A 14,604-nucleotide genomic window follows, 5' to 3' on the forward strand; every position below is an offset into this window, starting at 1 on the left:
AGAGGCAGATCCATGTCGATCGGTACGTTTGTCGAATTCGGCGTCACGTCTGTAAAAGTCGCACGCGCCCCGTTATGTGGGCTGCTGCTTGCAGCCGTACTGGCCGGGTGTGCAAGCCAGTTCCCGCAAAGTCCGGTGCTTGAGGTTGCGTTGCAAAGCAAGGAACAGATCTGGAACGCAGTGGCTCGTTTCAACGGTCAGACCTATGTTGCCGGTCCTCGCTGGACGGGCGGCAGTGGTTCGCAACTCAGCGTTTTCGATGCTCAGGGCCAGCGCTCGGCCTTCCCGGACCCGAGTTGGAATGCCTGGGGGCCGGGGCAAGATCCGCGCAAGGCGTTTGTGAATATCAACGCCTTGCGCCTGGAAAAGTCCGTGTTGTGGGTCGTGGACACCGGGGCGGCGGAGTTTGGCGGAAATCCGCTAACCGGTGGCGCCAAACTTGTCGCCATCGATCTGGTTGAAAAGCGTGTGCTGCAAAGTTATCCGTTTTCTGCTGAAGTCGCCCGTCCTGGCAGTTACATCGATGACGTTCGTTTTGCAGGCCAGCATGCCTTTCTGACTGACGCCGGTAACGCGGGCATCATCGTCCTCGATCTCGTTAGCGGCGACGCCAGACGGGTACTGGACGGGCACCGTTCGGTGACGGCCGGCCATGAGCGAAACATTGTGCTCGGCGGTCAAACGCTCAAGGCCCCGGACGGTACTGCGCTTCGTGTCAATGCCGACCCACTGGAGGTCAGTCCGAACGGCGAATGGCTGTATTTCGGGCCGCTGCAAGGCCCATGGTCCAAGGTTCGCATCACTGATCTGACCGCTTCGGCACTGACGCCTGCGCAACTCGCCTGCCGCGTTGAACCCTTTGCTGACCTGCCACCCACCGGGGGCACCGTGATGGATGCCAGTGGCAATCTGTACTTCTCCGATCTGGCTCAAGACGCCATACGGGTTCGCCGGCCTGATGGGCGTATCGAGACGTTGATCGTCGATCCACGCCTGCATTGGGTCGATGCGCCGTTTCTTGATCGCGACGGCACACTCTGGCTGCCTGCTGCACAAATGGATCGCGTCGGTCTGTTCAATGACGGCACGACGCGAGTGCAATGGCCGATGACGGTGTTCCGTTTGTCCAAATGGTAGGGTGGCAGGGAGCCGTACACCACTGGAGCAGGGTCACCGCTGCGCGCGCTGCTTGTGCAACAACCAGGAAATGCCTTGCGCACCCGGCAGTACCGCAAATGGGGGGCAGCATCTGATTGAATGGCTTGCTGACGTTCGGCCCTATATCCTTCACGCCTGTTTGAAGGATTGAATTAGGGAAGAATTGCATGCCGTTCAGGGTGATGGTGGTCGGTGGTTACGGAAACTTCGGCAGCATTGTGTGCCGGCATCTGGCGCTGATGCCGGACATCGGCCTGGTGCTTTCGGGTCGTGATCCGCGCAAATTGCAGCGCAAACTCGATGAGCTGAACAGCCAATCGGGCAACGCCTGCGAAGGCTGGTGCGGTGATGCCATGGGTGCGGAGTTCGAAGCTGCTTTGCGCGCGCTGAACATTCAGTTGGTCGTGCATACCGGCGGGCCGTTTCAAGGGCAATCCTATGCCGTTGCGCAGAGCTGCATCGACGCTGGCGTGAACTATTGCGATTTGGCGGACTGCCGCACTTTCGTCAATGGCATCGACGTGCTTGATGCGCGGGCGAAGCAGGCGGGTGTGGCGATCCTCAGTGGTTGCAGCTCGGTGCCAACGTTGTCGTCAGCCATTATTGATGAGCAGCGCCAACGCTTTTCGCGCATTGACTCGATCGAGCATGGCATTTCCTCCTCGGCGAAAATGCCGGGGCTGTCGACCATCGAAGGCGTGCTCGCTTACGCCGGCAAACCGATCAAGCAACTCAAGAATGGCAAGGTGCATGAAGTGTCCGGCTGGCTGGACCTGACGTTGCGCAAAATGCCGCAGATGGGCACCCGGCTGCTGGCCAACGTCGATGTGCCGGACATGGACATCTTCGCCCGTCGTTATGGCGCGCAGACCCTGAGCTTCAAGGCCGGCGCCGGGCTTAAACTCGGCGGCATCGCCAACGGCTTGCTGGCGCAGGCACTCAAGGTCGGACTGGTGCGCGACCATGCGCTGTGGGCGGCCAGACTGCATCGCCTCGGCCTGCGCTTCGAACGTTTCGGCGATGGCAAAAGCGCGATGTACATCGACGTTCAAGGCCTCGGCGTTGACGGCAAACCGCTGTCGATGACCGCGCAACTCACCGCCCTGAACGACAAAGGCCCGGAAATCCCCAGCTGCGCCGCCGTGGCCCTGGCGACAAAAATGGCTGCTGGCTACGTGCCGACCGCCGGCGCCCGGCCTTGCGTGGGCGAAATCAGCGTTGCCGAGTACATGGCCGCGATCAACGACCCGGCCAACCTGAGCCTGGCCGTGAACTTCTCGGACGGGCAGCGCTGACATGCTCTACCTGTGCCTGAAGTACCTGCACATCATCGCCGCGATCTTCCTGTTCGGTTTCGGCATGGGCTCCTACCTCTACCTGATCGCCGCCAGCCGCACGCGCAACCCGCAAGTGATCGCCCTCGTCGCGCGCATGGTCGTCGGCTTCGACACGTGGATCACCACGCCGGCCGGTTTCGTGCAGATCATCACCGGTTATCTGCTGATGCGCCTGTCGGGGCTGAGCATGAGCACCGAGTGGTTGCTGACCTCGTTGATCATCTTCTTCTGCGTCGGCGCGCTGTGGTTACCGGTGTTGCTGTTGCAGAAACGCCTGTGCGTAATGGCGGCGAGTGCGAACGAAGTGGGCGCGGCGCTCGATGAGCAGTATCAAGCCGTGTACCGCAAATGGTTCTGGATGGGCGTGATGGGTTTCGCCGGGATGTTTGTCATCGTGCTGATGATGGTGACGAAGATGACCCCGGTGCAGTTGTTCAGCTTTCTGCTGTAGGTGCAGTAACTTTCAGGAAGCGTTGTTCATGGTCCGGGGTGGGGAGCAGGCAGGTGTCGTATTTGCCGAACAGGCGATAGCGGTTTAGCGCGATGCGGTCATAGGCCCAGTCGCGCAGGCCACGAGGGAAAATGCGCAGCAACTGCAACGGTTGCCAGCGGGTCGGGAGTTGGCTGATGACTTCGAAGAAGGCGTCCGAGCGTTCCCAGTAGTGGTGGTCGCGGATGACGGCCATGGTGTCGAATTGGTCCACTGGCAGGCCGGCCCATGCGAGGAGGGCTTGGCCTTCGGGAGATTGCACGGAGGCCAGGCGCACGCGGTGTTGGTGGTCGTGGCGGATCAGGAAACGCGCCCAGCCGTTGCAGAGTTTGCAGACGCCGTCGAACAGGACCACGGATTCGCCGGGGGTGAGGAGCGGGGCGGGGGTTGGGCGGGTTTTTGAGGTGGGCATTGGGGCTGGGTTCGGGAAAGGCTGGAATGTTGCGATCATAGCCTCAGAAGTTGCTGTCTGCGAACGCAGTACTTCGGCAATAACCGGGTGTGAACTCACCGCTCCGTGACAAAGATCAAATCGGGCCAAGTCTCACGCCACGCCTTGGAGCAAATGCGGTCCAGAAAAACGGGGTGTTTTTCGGCTCTGAATCGATCGGTTGGGCGCACTACCAGCGAGAACAGATCTTCCAGTCCCAACGGCGCCGAAACTTCTATCTCGTCGTGAAGATCAAGTCTGACAGCGACGGCGGTTGCGGTTTCGGGCCAACAGGTCATTGCATCGGCAGCCGATCGATAGGGAGCATCGGCGTTGCGCAAGTGCATTCGCGCCTGATTCTTTACAGACCAGTTCAATTCGCTACAGAGGCTCGACAGTGTGCCTTCCAGTGCCGAATCGGTTTGCGCACTGGCACGTGCCGGGTCGAACCAGATGACATCGATATCTGCGCGCAGCGCTGAAGACTGGCGCTGATGCAGATGATCCCACACCAGGCTGCGCACGAAACCGGCGCCAATCCAGCAGTCCGGCAAGTTCAGTTCGCGAGTCATGCGCAGGATTTTCATCCTTGCAGGATCCTGAGTGAGCAGGGTTTTTAGCTGTGCTTCGTGCTGCATTGGGTTTTTCTCATTGCGCTTGGTCATTTGATCTTGTCAAAGGTAGCCACAATCGTGCCATTCGATGAGTGCTTTCGACTGTTTTTGGCCAGAAGCGGATCGTCGTGAATGTCCGCTTTCGGCCAGAAGCAGTCGTTCACGGTAGGCAGCTATCAACCCGAAGCGGACGTCCATGTTGACCTGGAATCTCTCAACATATTGGCGTGCATCTCAGACCACGTGGGCGACCGACTACGCAAGCCTTTTGGTCTCCCGCGGAACTGGTGGACAGGTAGTTAAGAGTTACTGCTCGCATAGCTCCGCTCAAACTCCATCGGGCTGAGATAACCCTAGGCGAATTCCTATGAGGGATCCAGAGTCTGTGGGGTACGCTATGCTTGATAGCCAATCGCTACCTCGCTAAGGAAGACGCCATGAAGCAGATTCGCTGCGCCGTTCTAGTGACCATTATTGGCTTCCTCACGATCTGTGCTCCCAAGGCGTTCGCATTTCAAGTGAACCCTTGTTATCGCGTTCTGGAAATAAAAAATGGCGTGCCAAACCAGGGCAGGATCCGGGCTTGGTTCATCAATACGTGTTGGCTGAAGAATGATTTCAACACCGTCCACGAGCATCTCACCAATTTTGCTATCAATGAGTACCTTGAGCCTGGCTACTACCTAAGGAACCCCAAGGTAGCTTTGGTGAACCGTGCTAGTGGTGACTCAGTGAATTTCATCACTGGTGCCGAGTGGCCCAAAGGAGCAAAGCCCCAGCACACCACCTACGGGATCATCTATGGCAGTTGGTGGAACGACGATCCACTCATGTTCACTTGGGGTGAGGGCGCGAATTTCACCACTGGGCTGCTCAAGCTAAGGAGGCAATTCGAAGACACCCATGCCGAGTACCGAGGCGGTGTCAGTGGCTGCTGGGTCAAGGCGGCAGACTATCTTCCCTGGCATTCCCACTACGGCAGGATGCAATACCTGCACTTCATGACGAACGAACCCAACGCTGGGGATGATCAGGCGAGGTTAAGAAAAACCACATCCGAGGCACTCCTCTGGATGGAATTCGCCTACAAGGTAGCGATCAAGAAAATCAAGGCAGACGACCCTTTGACTGAGGCAGATGAGATCAAGCTTGGGATGCCTCGGGTCGACCTCAACTACTGCCTTGAAGACAAGAAGAACGAGAAGGTTCGGACGCTCTTTGCTCCTGCCGGAACGGACTATGAGGGCCGCAACCTTCTCACGCCGGATGTTGCTCTTGGGAGCATGCTGCACGTCATGCAGGACTCCTTCTCACCAGCCCATACCTGTCGGGTCGATGAGTATGTAGCCGGAAGGCCATACGCTGTGCTGACGAACGTCTACAACTATGGCGAACAGGTAAAAGCAAACCTTGGGGACTATCACCACGACAAGGATGACTATCCGGGGTGGCTGATCACCTATACCCGAACCGGGAAGCACGTCTACGACAACGATCCCATTGTGGTCGGAGCCTGGCTGATCAAAGCTGTCGATCAACAAATGGAATGGGACGATGTGCGTAAACACCTAGAGCAAACAATCTTTAAGCGATCCGATAGACCTGCGAGCGAGCCTTTGCCGGTCTGCATAGGAAGCAGTAAGGCATAAACCCAGGCCCCAAGACTTTGTTCCTTGCTCGCTAAGGAGCAGCTCACTCGGAGTGTTCACCTTTAGTTCGTCACTCAGCGGATGAGAACAAGGGAAGGGGATATTTCTTGAAAGATAGTACTGGGCTTTTATTGGCAGAAATGGAATGGCGGGAATTTCAGGATTTCGGAGAACGCGGGATTTATGCGAGCCATTCAAAGTGGGCGAGAGCGCTCGGCACGGAACCAAGCGCTCAGGGTAGGGCGGGGCACTTATTGCTCCACCCTGACGTTTCAGCCTTTGTTTGCGTTTAGCTTGCGCAGTTCTTCGTAGGTCGCCGACTGGACGAACCAGAAGCCGGAAATGATGCACCAGCACAGGGTGCCGGCTACGAAGATACCCAGCGCCGGGAGGAACCCGCTGGTGAAAATCGCGACGATAGCGACCAGCCAGATGAACGCCAGGGAGAGATAGAGGACGGTGTTATTGACGCTGATGACGAAGTCTTTCACGGGGCATATTCCTTGCGGGATGTAGAAAAATTCCCCCTCTCCGGGGGCAGGCGCATGCTATCACATTGCCTTCATGGTTCAAGGAAGGGGAACTCATCGCCGGGTGAAATGGGGACAGATTTATTTATCAGGCAGTCCGGTCGCTTCTGGCCGAAAGCAGACGCCCAATGCAATCTTGATCCCTTTGTGACAGCAGCCACACCACCGCCACAAAGGGATCACCCCTCAATCCACCGGCACAACATTATCCAGCGCTCGATTCACCGCCAACTCCCCCAGCATCACCACTTGCGCAATCCCCAGCGCAGTTTTGCGGTGGCCAGGGTCCAGGAGGGCGGCGAAGTTGCAGAGCATTTCGGTAGCTGAGCTGAGGGACTCGCTTGCGTTGACGAGCAGGGACTCGCTGTCGTAGTCGGCATTGGCCAGAAACATCGGAGCGTGTTTTTTGTCGCTGCCCATGATGCGCTGGGTTGGGGTGAGGTAGTAATCGAGGGCGCGCTCGGCGGCTTCGTGGAATTTCTTGGAGTTGGGGGATTCATACGGGGAGGCCGGATCTGTTTCCGGCGGGTTCGGCGTGATCTTGAACATGTTCTTCTTTTTCCTGTGGTGTGGCCGCCGCTCCGAGCTACTAAACAGGGGGTGGCAGCTGTACGCAGGTTAGTAGACCGGGGAAAAGAAGAAAGCCGGCGCGCCCAAGGGCGCCCTACGCACAGCCGCCATCGAGTGCAGGTACGTGAATACCTTTTGATGGACGCTTGTGCACTTTCATTTACCACGGGCTACTAAACCCGATCACTGGGAATCAGTGATGCGAACCAAGTTACCGGTGGCCCTTGAGGCGCACAAGCCGGCGGATTCTGGCGTAGTCGTAGGCAATGGCGCAAGACGTTGTAGCCTTGAGCCGGTAACGCGGCGTGTCTTTTAAACAACCACAAAAAACTACTAAACACGCCTCATCAACACGCCGTTCAAAATGACATTCGTCGGCCCGCCCTCCAGCTCAGACAATGGCCTGGAACCCTCGCGCCTAGGCACGCACCAACACTAAGTTGCAACCCAAAAAAGACGAGGAAGGATACCCATGTCAGTTCATCCGATTTTGTTTCTGGGCGGCTCCGGCGCCATCGGCCACCGTTCTGCCGAAGCGTTGCGTGCTGCCTATCCCGACGTCCCGTTGCTGATCGGCGGCCGCGACCTGGCCAAGGCTGAGCAAGCCGCCGAGGAAATGGGCGGGGCGCAGGGGGTGGTCATTGACCCAACTGCCGATGACCTCGGGCTAGGCGATCGCCCGGTCAGCGCCGTGGCGGTTTTCTACATGGATCATTCCCTTGCCGGGCTGCGTTTCGCGCAGCAGCGCAAGGTGCCGCATCTGAGCATTTCTTCCGGCATTTTCGAGATTGCACCGCAAATCGCCAGTTACATCCATCGCCCTGACGCGGCGCCCATCGTGCTGGGTTACGAATGGATGGTGGGCGCGACGACGGTGGCGGCGCTGCACATTGCTGAGGCGTTTGCCCGGGTGCGCGACATACGCATTGATGCGTTGGTTGACGAGCAGGACGGCGGCGGGCCGACCGTGGCTAAAGATTTTGAACACTTGAGCAAAATGCTGCCCGCCGCCCTGACGCGGCGCGATGGCAATTACGTCTGGCGTGAAGGTGAGGAGCAGAACGTCAGCTTCCGGGCGGTGGACGGCACGTCGATGCAAGCCTCTGGCTTCTCGTCCATCGATGTGACCGGGCTGGCTGCCGCCACCGACGCGCCAAATGTGCAGTTCAATCTGGCCAGCGGGGTGAGTTCTTCGCGACGCGCGGGTCGGCCGATGTCGACCGAGATCCTCATCGAAATGGTCGGCGAGGATCGCAAGGGTCGGGCGTTGCACACACGGCATGCCGTCGTTCACCCGGCAGGTGCCGCAGCGTTGACGGGGCTCAGCGTGGCCATGTTATTGGAACGACTGCTTGGGCTGGATGGCAAACCACCCACTCCGGCAGGTCTGTACTTCCCTTATCAGTTGCTCGATGCCGGTGCGTATCTGCAGCGTTTGAGTAAAGAGGGTGGTGAGCTGCTGGAACTGCGAGTGCAGTAACCGTTCTGCGCAGCACCGCCGACTTGCTGTCAGGTCGGCGGTGATGCGAATTCACTCAACTGTTGAAACGTAAAACCGTTTTGGCAAGTGTGAACGACTCAGCAAATTATTCCGAGAGCAACTTTTTACAGTCCAATAGCAAGTCACCCAGGAATGGGTGGATTTCCGTCGACTCCATTAAAGCCATCAGCTCTGTGGCTCGCGTCCTGATGGGCATCCATTCTTCATGCTCAAAGATCAGGCGATCATTGCAATGAAATGCGGCCTCGGTAAGGCTATTGCATCGCTGCCAAATGTCTTCCAGTCGACTCTTCACGTCTTCCGGTAGCCCTCTGCCGCAGATTGAAAGTAGCTTTTCTATCGGAAGAAGCATCTCGGACCAGACTTCACAGGCGGGGCAATCCGGGATAGTTTTCTGCTGTATGTCCGAGGGTTGGGCCAGAAACCCAAGCGCTTCGATGACCTCGCACACGGCAAGAACCTGCTTGTACTCATTCTGGCCGTACCAAGCCCATAGCGTGGAGGAGAACCCCATATCAAACTCCAGAAAAATCCAGCCCCCGAGACCTCACATTTTCTATCGCTTCGAGAAGCTGGCCGTCGAAGTACTCGGAGCCATCTCTTTCGCGCACTTCGATGCGCTCTTTTGCCTCGATCAACAGCTGTTCAGGAGCGATATCCTGATTCAAGAAAGTAGCGACCATAAGATCGCTCAAATGCACTAGCGGTGTATCCCATGACTCCTGGCAGCGTTGCATCAGCCCTGTATGGACATCCCCGTGCCATGGCCCTAAAAGATTCGAGACTGCCAATTCGGAGGTCATTAACGTGCCTTACATGAATAGTCGAATTGCCGGACCGCTGGTGGCCAACGCGAGACACTACGTGGGCGTGCCGCTCGCGCATCCGGCCACAAAAAAAGCATCAGGATGATAGCAAATAGATGGGGCTCCTCTTACGCTAGGTCTTCCGTTATTCAGCCCGTAATCAGGTGCAGTCACCGTGCGTCACGTTCTCGGCTTATACACCCCGAAAAATATAGACCGATCGTGGTTGCTGGACGATCAGGACCTGATTGCTTTCAATACTGATTCCTTTCATTCGCGTGGATACTTTTCTCTGATTGCATCTGCTTTTGAACAATATGCGCAGAGAGATGCGGGAATAGACATTGGAACGATAAACGTGAAGTTCCAGCTCAAACGTGATGACCTGGATGACGCGTTGGAGATCTCAACAAATCCTTAATGTTGCCTACAAGAACCTGATATGAAAAAGCTAAGTAACGATTTCAGCGGAGCACTCCGAACGTTCGCATACTTCATGGCCAGTGGAAGCCACTACATGCTCAAGGACGTGAAGTACCTCGATATGTATGGCTCAGAGCCCAGTGCGATTGAACTGGTCTTTGCGATATTTGCGAATGTCATAGAGATGGACGACGAAGGCAATGTCCTCAATTTCACTTACGCGCAAAAAAGGGCGACTGACTACCTACGGTCATACTGCGATCGGTCTTTCGAAGTAACACCGCCTTTTGAGGACTGGGAAATCGAACTCTATGGGCCACCCAAAAGCAGGCGCTGATTTCTAGTTTACGTGCCAGCCCGAGATATCCGCGGGATGCCAGGGTTTGTATCCGCCAGGCGTTGGCGTGGCGCTTGAGGAGCCTCACGGCGACTGCCAAATCCCACCATCCGGCGTATTACCGATCTGTTTGAGCATGACTAAGCCTCCATCCAGTCCACCGTCGCCGTTTCGCGCCATTTCACCTCGGTGATGCCAAACCGTTCGGCCTGGGGTTTGGAGATGACTTTCAACGGTGGCTTGCCGGGTTTGGGAATCGGCGCAATGCCGGCGTCGCAACTCGCCCAATGCCATGCGTCAACGTTGCGCATGGTTTTTGCGCGGATGACGAATGACTTTGGCTGGCCGTGAAGTTTGTATTCGATGACGAAGATGTCGACGTTGCTCATGCGTTCCTCCTTACGCTCATACGCAAATGAGTTTTGCCGACGGAAAAAATTCAAAGGATTTTCTGGGTTTGTTTCAGGCTGCTGACAATTGTTTTGAGTTGAACGGTTGGAACGGGCGCAAGCCTAAAGATCAAGCCTTGCCGAGTAGACAAGGGGACGAAAAATCCCATCGATTTCAACCCCGGAGATAACCGGTGAACAAGACCATCAGCGCCGAGGATTTGAACATTCAGCTCAAGCACAACGATGACGCTGCGCTGTTCAAATGGCTGCTTGCCAGTTTCCTGATGGGCAAGCGGATACAGGCCGAAATCGCCGCCGAAGCCTATCGCGTGATTGCCGATAAACACGGGCGCGATACACCGCGCAAACTGGCTGCGTGCAGCCATCGTGAGCTGGTCGCGATGCTCGGGGAGGCGCATTACGTGCGTTACGACGAGACCACTGCCGTACGGCTGCACGCCTTGGCACGCAGGCTAAATGACGAGTACGCGGGCAAGGTCAGCCATATGGTCGAGGCCAGCGCTGATCGTCAGGTGTTTGAGAAACGGCTGGCGGAGTTCGACGGCATCGGTCCGAAAACCGTGGAAATCTTCATGCGTGAGGCAAGCGCTGTGCTTGGCCTTTGATCGCGGGCCGTGACAAAAAAACGGCCACCGCCCGCGTCGGGTAAAGCCTATTTGACTCGACCGCCAGAACGATTGATCGCCAACAGGCACAACCCGACCAGCAATGCCGCGCCTGCAACCAGCAGCGGCGAAGGTTGTATCGGTTTGCGCAAGCCTGCTGCTGTATGCCGCTGCGATATCGCCCGTGGTCGGGTTTCAAGTGTCACTTCGTCAAGCGTCTGGAATGGCGTAAGGGCTTCTGCCTGAAAGGGCACTTCCTCGATGCTCAGACGCAGGCCGTCTGTCAGCTCCAGTGTCCGCGCGGTGATCGTGCCGACGATTCTGTCTGGATAAACCGGTTCGCCATTGGGATCGAGTTGGTCATACAAGAAGTTCTGCCCTTCGAGCCAGCCCACGGCCGTTTGCAACTCGGGACCCAGGTAGTACTTGCCGTCGAGGAAAAATCCAGGAAATTGCGGCGCGCGCTCGACGCTTTCAATGCGATAACGCTCACCCGGTTTCATACCGGTTTCAGGGGCAATCATGGTCAATCCCTCCGCTTTAGGTTCAGCGGTAGAGAACAAGGATCGACCGTCGTTCCATGTAAAGGCGGAAAGGTAGGCATTGTCCTTGCGGGCAATCAAATATTTTGCCCGCCAGCACTGGCGCCAACCATGAACAGCAGGACGGCTGATGAAAGCACAAAAAGTTTTGCTGACCGGCGCATCGATGCGCAGAGCCCTCACAAGACCGACGCTACCGGATCAAACGACCGCTCGACGGACTGGACTGATTACCTTTGGTTAATGGGCGACCCGCTGGTTTTTGTCGTGAGCGTAGAGTCGTCGCATGTCGATATCAGACGTGGAAATGACGCAATCAGGCTACTGGATTGTCGGACAATCCCGGTAAGGTGACCTGTCTTCACATCAAAATAACCCCATCAAGATCATGGGGTTGATAAGAACTGCGGCGGTTGAAGAGGGCTTCTTGAGGGGCGTTCAGCAGGCGACGATGGTAATCGTTCGTGCAGTCAACTCGCTTAAATGTCGATCAGCAGAGAATAAAAAACCAATGATCAGCCCGAACTCAACGGATTCGAGTAGCCAATTGGCGCAGGGCTTCAAGCCTCGTCACGTCACTATGTTGTCCATCGCCGGGATTATCGGCGCCGGATTGTTCGTAGGTTCAGGACATGCCATTGCGGCGGCGGGGCCGGCGGTTCTGCTGGCTTATCTGTTCTCGGGTTTGCTCGTCGTGCTGGTCATGCGCATGCTCGGCGAAATGGCGGTGGCTAATCCGGACACCGGCTCCTTCTCGACCTATGCCGATCAGGCAATCGGCCGTTGGGCGGGCTTCACCATCGGTTGGCTGTATTGGTGGTTCTGGGTGCTGGTGATTCCTATCGAAGCGCTGGCCGCCGGGCATGTGTTGAACCAATGGTTTCCGCAGGTCGATGCCTGGCTGTTCGCGTTGGGCTCGATCATTGCGCTGGTGGTGACTAACCTGTTCAGCGTGTCCAAGTACGGTGAGTTCGAATTCTGGTTCGCCATGGCCAAGGTCGTGGCGATCATTGGTTTTATTGGTGTTGGTTTCGCCGTGTTGATGGGCTGGATTCCCGACAGGGAAGTCAGCGGTTTGAGCGGGCTGATGGCCGAACACGGCGGGTTTGCACCCAACGGCCTGTCGGCGGTGGTCGGTGCTTTCATCACTATCATGTTCAGTTTCATCGGTACCGAAGCGGTGACCATCGCGGCTGCCGAATCGAACGATCCGTCGCGCAACATTGCCAAGGCGACGCGCTCGGTGATCTGGCGTATCGGTGTGTTCTATTTACTGTCGATCTTCGTGGTGATCTCCGTGGTGCCATGGAATGATCCGTTGCTGGCCTCGGTAGGTTCCTATCAGCGGGCCCTGGAAATCATGAACATTCCCCATGCCAAGTTCATGGTCGACATCGTCGTCCTGATCGCCGTAGCCAGTTGCATGAACTCCTCGATCTACATTGCCTCGCGCATGTTGTTTTCGCTGGGTCGTCGTGGCGATGCGCCGAAGATGCTGAAGGCGACGTCCTCGGAAGGTGTTCCGCGCGCAGCGGTCATCGCCAGCACCGTGATCGGTGCGTCTATCACCGTGTGGAGTTATTTCATGCCTGCGGGGCTGTTTCAGTTCTTGCTGGCCAGTTCCGGGGCGATTGCCTTGCTGGTCTACCTCGCCATTGCGGTGTCGCAGTTGCGCATGCGGCGGATTTTGCAACAGCGCAACGTCGAGCTGACCTTTCGCATGTGGCTGTTTCCCTGGCTGACATGGCTGGTGATCGTGTTCATTTGTGCAGCGTTGGCGGTGATGATGATCACCCCGGAACACCGCACCGAAGTCACCACAACGATCGGGCTGGCGCTGGCGATTTCCTTTATCGGCCTGGTGACGTCGCGTCACCCTGCGCCGGCGGCGAGGGCCACGTCGGTGGGGTAGGCGTTGGCGCCAAAGCTGATACTCCCTCGGCGAAGACCGAGGGATATGACCGACGCCTGCATCTCAGGCCGATCTTTATGAGGACATGATGTCATCGACCCCCTTCGTGGCCGACGGTAGGACGCAATCCGTTGGTTTTCTGCTGTTGGACAAATTCACCCTGATGTCGCTGGCGTCCGCCGTCGAGCCATTGCGCATGGCCAATCAATTGTCGGGGCGGGCGCTGTATCGCTGGCATACCTTCAGCCCCGGTGGAGCACCGGTCTGGGCCAGCGATGGCGTGCCGATCACGCCGGATTCGTCGTGGAGCAATCCCGCCGTGGCGGAGACCGTCATAGTGTGCGGAGGCGTCGGCATCCAGAGCGTGATTACCCGCGAGCACACGATCTGGCTGCAAGCTCTGGCGCGTCAATCGAAACGCTTGGGCGGGGTTTGCACCGGCAGTTGGGCGCTCGCCAAGGCCGGGCTGCTCGATGGCTACGAGTGCAGCGTGCATTGGGAATTTCTGGCAGCCATGCAGGAAGCTTTCCCGCGTGTCTCCGTCAGCACCAGTCTCTTTACCCTCGACCGCAATCGCTTCACCAGTTCCGGCGGCACCGCGCCGCTGGACATGATGCTGCACCTGATTGCGCGCGATCATGGCCGCGAGTTATCCGCCGCCATCTCCGAGATGTTTGTCTACGAACGCATTCGCACCGAGCAGGACCATCAACGCGTGCCGCTCAAGCATGTGGTCGGCACGCATCAGCCCAAGCTGCAAGAAGTTGTTGCTTTGATGGAGGCCAATCTCGAAGAGCCGATCGACCTGGATAACCTGGCCGAATACGTCGATTTGTCACGTCGGCAGTTGGAGCGGCTATTTCAGAAATACCTGCAATGCACGCCGTCACGCTACTACTTGAGGTTGCGGCTTATTCGAGCGCGGCAACTGCTCAAGCAAACCTCCTTGTCGATCGTTGAGCTGGCGTATGTCTGCGGTTTCGTCTCCACCCCGCATTTCTCCAAATGCTATCGCGAACACTTTGGCGTGCCGCCGAGTGATGAGCGTGGCGGTTCTGAGATGAGCCGCAAAGCGACCACGCAGCCATCAACGATCAAACCACTGACGACGCTCGATCAGGCTCGCAACGAGTCGACGTTTGCCAGTGTGCGGATGGTGGAGCGTGGCGATCTGGCTTCAACGGGCTGATCGATCGGGAAGGCTGCTTCAACGGTTTATCACTGCAGATTCCGCATCGGTATAGTGCTTGCCGCGTCACATGAGTCCCCCTAAACCTTCCAACTGAA

18 protein-coding genes are annotated in these 14,604 nt (G+C 57.2%); 10 read left to right on the top strand and 8 right to left on the bottom strand.

Annotation, left to right across the window (positions count from 1 at the left end; genetic code table 11):
* Nucleotides 1–12 precede the first annotated feature (12 nt).
* The 3 genes from HUW52_RS15225 (at nucleotide 13) to HUW52_RS15235 (ending at nucleotide 2,946) form a co-directional block, all read left to right on the top strand.
* On the top strand, nucleotides 13–1,137 hold the full coding sequence (locus tag HUW52_RS15225; RefSeq protein WP_175554116.1) for an L-dopachrome tautomerase-related protein: 1,125 nt from the start codon (nucleotides 13–15) through the stop codon (nucleotides 1,135–1,137).
* 188 nt (nucleotides 1,138–1,325) lie between these two features.
* Nucleotides 1,326–2,453: a saccharopine dehydrogenase family protein gene (locus HUW52_RS15230; protein WP_175554117.1), complete on the top strand. Its 1,128-nt coding sequence runs from the start codon at nucleotides 1,326–1,328 to the stop codon at nucleotides 2,451–2,453.
* 1 nt (nucleotide 2,454) lies between these two features.
* A complete protein-coding gene (locus HUW52_RS15235; protein ID WP_175554118.1) occupies nucleotides 2,455–2,946 on the top strand; it encodes a DUF2269 domain-containing protein in 492 nt (163 codons plus the stop codon).
* Here the strand turns inward: HUW52_RS15235 and HUW52_RS15240 are convergent.
* Nucleotides 2,930–3,397 (bottom strand): thiol-disulfide oxidoreductase DCC family protein, encoded by a 468-nt coding sequence (locus tag HUW52_RS15240; protein ID WP_016984853.1) that lies wholly within the window; start codon nucleotides 3,395–3,397, stop codon nucleotides 2,930–2,932. The genes HUW52_RS15235 and HUW52_RS15240 overlap by 17 nt on opposite strands.
* Nucleotides 3,398–3,492: 95 nt before the next feature.
* Nucleotides 3,493–4,053 carry a nucleotidyltransferase family protein gene (locus HUW52_RS15245; protein WP_175554119.1) on the bottom strand — a complete coding sequence of 187 codons (561 nt, stop codon included), beginning with the start codon at nucleotides 4,051–4,053 and terminating at the stop codon, nucleotides 3,493–3,495.
* A 413-nt stretch (nucleotides 4,054–4,466) separates the two neighbouring features.
* Here HUW52_RS15245 and HUW52_RS15250 point away from each other — a divergent pair, with 413 nt between their 5' ends.
* Nucleotides 4,467–5,678, top strand: a complete 1,212-nt coding sequence (locus HUW52_RS15250) for a hypothetical protein (RefSeq protein WP_175554120.1) — start codon at nucleotides 4,467–4,469, stop codon at nucleotides 5,676–5,678.
* 272 nt (nucleotides 5,679–5,950) lie between these two features.
* Here the strand turns inward: HUW52_RS15250 and HUW52_RS15255 are convergent, their stop codons facing one another.
* Entirely contained in the window at nucleotides 5,951–6,169 is a 219-nt protein-coding gene (locus HUW52_RS15255; RefSeq protein ID WP_007916145.1) for a hypothetical protein, read from the bottom strand.
* A gap of 225 nt (nucleotides 6,170–6,394) precedes the next feature.
* On the bottom strand, nucleotides 6,395–6,757 hold the full coding sequence (locus tag HUW52_RS15260; protein WP_175554121.1) for a DUF6124 family protein: 363 nt from the start codon (nucleotides 6,755–6,757) through the stop codon (nucleotides 6,395–6,397).
* A 493-nt stretch (nucleotides 6,758–7,250) separates the two neighbouring features.
* Here HUW52_RS15260 and HUW52_RS15265 point away from each other — a divergent pair, with 493 nt between their 5' ends.
* A complete protein-coding gene (locus HUW52_RS15265) occupies nucleotides 7,251–8,258 on the top strand; it encodes an NAD(P)-dependent oxidoreductase (protein WP_175554122.1) in 1,008 nt (335 codons plus the stop codon).
* Nucleotides 8,259–8,364: 106 nt separating this feature from the next.
* On the opposite strand, the gene HUW52_RS15270 is transcribed toward HUW52_RS15265, so the two are convergent.
* Nucleotides 8,365–8,793: a hypothetical protein gene (locus HUW52_RS15270; protein WP_175554123.1), complete on the bottom strand. Its 429-nt coding sequence runs from the start codon at nucleotides 8,791–8,793 to the stop codon at nucleotides 8,365–8,367.
* A gap of 1 nt (nucleotide 8,794) precedes the next feature.
* Nucleotides 8,795–9,082: a hypothetical protein gene (locus HUW52_RS15275; protein ID WP_175554124.1), complete on the bottom strand. Its 288-nt coding sequence runs from the start codon at nucleotides 9,080–9,082 to the stop codon at nucleotides 8,795–8,797.
* A 178-nt stretch (nucleotides 9,083–9,260) separates the two neighbouring features.
* Between HUW52_RS15275 and HUW52_RS15280 the strand changes: the two genes are divergently transcribed.
* Nucleotides 9,261–9,506 (top strand): hypothetical protein, encoded by a 246-nt coding sequence (locus tag HUW52_RS15280; RefSeq protein ID WP_175554125.1) that lies wholly within the window; start codon nucleotides 9,261–9,263, stop codon nucleotides 9,504–9,506.
* 21 nt (nucleotides 9,507–9,527) lie between these two features.
* Nucleotides 9,528–9,845 (top strand): hypothetical protein, encoded by a 318-nt coding sequence (locus tag HUW52_RS15285; protein ID WP_175554126.1) that lies wholly within the window; start codon nucleotides 9,528–9,530, stop codon nucleotides 9,843–9,845.
* Between the two features lie 140 nt (nucleotides 9,846–9,985).
* Here HUW52_RS15285 and HUW52_RS15290 read toward each other — a convergent pair whose 3' ends face one another.
* Nucleotides 9,986–10,234, bottom strand: coding sequence for a DUF6555 family protein (locus HUW52_RS15290; RefSeq protein ID WP_175554127.1), 249 nt, complete (start codon nucleotides 10,232–10,234; stop codon nucleotides 9,986–9,988).
* 194 nt (nucleotides 10,235–10,428) lie between these two features.
* Between HUW52_RS15290 and HUW52_RS15295 the strand changes: the two genes are divergently transcribed.
* Nucleotides 10,429–10,863, top strand: a complete 435-nt coding sequence (locus HUW52_RS15295) for a DNA methylase (RefSeq protein WP_175554128.1) — start codon at nucleotides 10,429–10,431, stop codon at nucleotides 10,861–10,863.
* 47 nt (nucleotides 10,864–10,910) lie between these two features.
* Here HUW52_RS15295 and HUW52_RS15300 read toward each other — a convergent pair whose 3' ends face one another.
* Nucleotides 10,911–11,387 (bottom strand): short chain dehydrogenase, encoded by a 477-nt coding sequence (locus HUW52_RS15300; protein WP_175555684.1) that lies wholly within the window; start codon nucleotides 11,385–11,387, stop codon nucleotides 10,911–10,913.
* A 529-nt stretch (nucleotides 11,388–11,916) separates the two neighbouring features.
* On the opposite strand from HUW52_RS15300, the gene gabP reads away from it, so the two are divergent.
* Both gabP and HUW52_RS15310 read left to right on the top strand, forming a co-directional pair.
* Complete coding sequence (gabP, locus tag HUW52_RS15305; protein ID WP_175554129.1) at nucleotides 11,917–13,317, top strand: GABA permease; 1,401 nt, start codon at nucleotides 11,917–11,919, stop codon at nucleotides 13,315–13,317.
* An 88-nt stretch (nucleotides 13,318–13,405) separates the two neighbouring features.
* Nucleotides 13,406–14,506 carry a GlxA family transcriptional regulator gene (locus HUW52_RS15310; protein WP_175554130.1) on the top strand — a complete coding sequence of 367 codons (1,101 nt, stop codon included), beginning with the start codon at nucleotides 13,406–13,408 and terminating at the stop codon, nucleotides 14,504–14,506.
* Nucleotides 14,507–14,604: the final 98 nt, after the last annotated feature.

Origin of the sequence: Pseudomonas sp. 43A, assembly GCF_013363935.1 — a bacterium.
GTDB lineage: Bacteria > Pseudomonadota > Gammaproteobacteria > Pseudomonadales > Pseudomonadaceae > Aquipseudomonas > Aquipseudomonas crudilactis.

What these genes read in the sequence shown, in the direction of transcription:
- HUW52_RS15225 (WP_175554116.1), top strand. Translation starts at nt 13, where the DNA reads ATGTCGATCGGTACGTTTGTCGAATTCGGCGTCACGTCTGTAAAAGTC.
- HUW52_RS15230 (WP_175554117.1), top strand. Translation starts at nt 1,326, where the DNA reads ATGCCGTTCAGGGTGATGGTGGTCGGTGGTTACGGAAACTTCGGCAGC.
- HUW52_RS15235 (WP_175554118.1), top strand. Translation starts at nt 2,455, where the DNA reads ATGCTCTACCTGTGCCTGAAGTACCTGCACATCATCGCCGCGATCTTC.
- HUW52_RS15240 (WP_016984853.1), bottom strand. Translation starts at nt 3,397, where the DNA reads ATGCCCACCTCAAAAACCCGCCCAACCCCCGCCCCGCTCCTCACCCCC.
- HUW52_RS15245 (WP_175554119.1), bottom strand. Translation starts at nt 4,053, where the DNA reads ATGCAGCACGAAGCACAGCTAAAAACCCTGCTCACTCAGGATCCTGCA.
- HUW52_RS15250 (WP_175554120.1), top strand. Translation starts at nt 4,467, where the DNA reads ATGAAGCAGATTCGCTGCGCCGTTCTAGTGACCATTATTGGCTTCCTC.
- HUW52_RS15260 (WP_175554121.1), bottom strand. Translation starts at nt 6,757, where the DNA reads ATGTTCAAGATCACGCCGAACCCGCCGGAAACAGATCCGGCCTCCCCG.
- HUW52_RS15265 (WP_175554122.1), top strand. Translation starts at nt 7,251, where the DNA reads ATGTCAGTTCATCCGATTTTGTTTCTGGGCGGCTCCGGCGCCATCGGC.
- HUW52_RS15270 (WP_175554123.1), bottom strand. Translation starts at nt 8,793, where the DNA reads ATGGGGTTCTCCTCCACGCTATGGGCTTGGTACGGCCAGAATGAGTAC.
- HUW52_RS15275 (WP_175554124.1), bottom strand. Translation starts at nt 9,082, where the DNA reads ATGACCTCCGAATTGGCAGTCTCGAATCTTTTAGGGCCATGGCACGGG.
- HUW52_RS15285 (WP_175554126.1), top strand. Translation starts at nt 9,528, where the DNA reads ATGAAAAAGCTAAGTAACGATTTCAGCGGAGCACTCCGAACGTTCGCA.
- HUW52_RS15290 (WP_175554127.1), bottom strand. Translation starts at nt 10,234, where the DNA reads ATGAGCAACGTCGACATCTTCGTCATCGAATACAAACTTCACGGCCAG.
- HUW52_RS15300 (WP_175555684.1), bottom strand. Translation starts at nt 11,387, where the DNA reads ATGATTGCCCCTGAAACCGGTATGAAACCGGGTGAGCGTTATCGCATT.
- gabP (WP_175554129.1), top strand. Translation starts at nt 11,917, where the DNA reads ATGATCAGCCCGAACTCAACGGATTCGAGTAGCCAATTGGCGCAGGGC.
- HUW52_RS15310 (WP_175554130.1), top strand. Translation starts at nt 13,406, where the DNA reads ATGTCATCGACCCCCTTCGTGGCCGACGGTAGGACGCAATCCGTTGGT.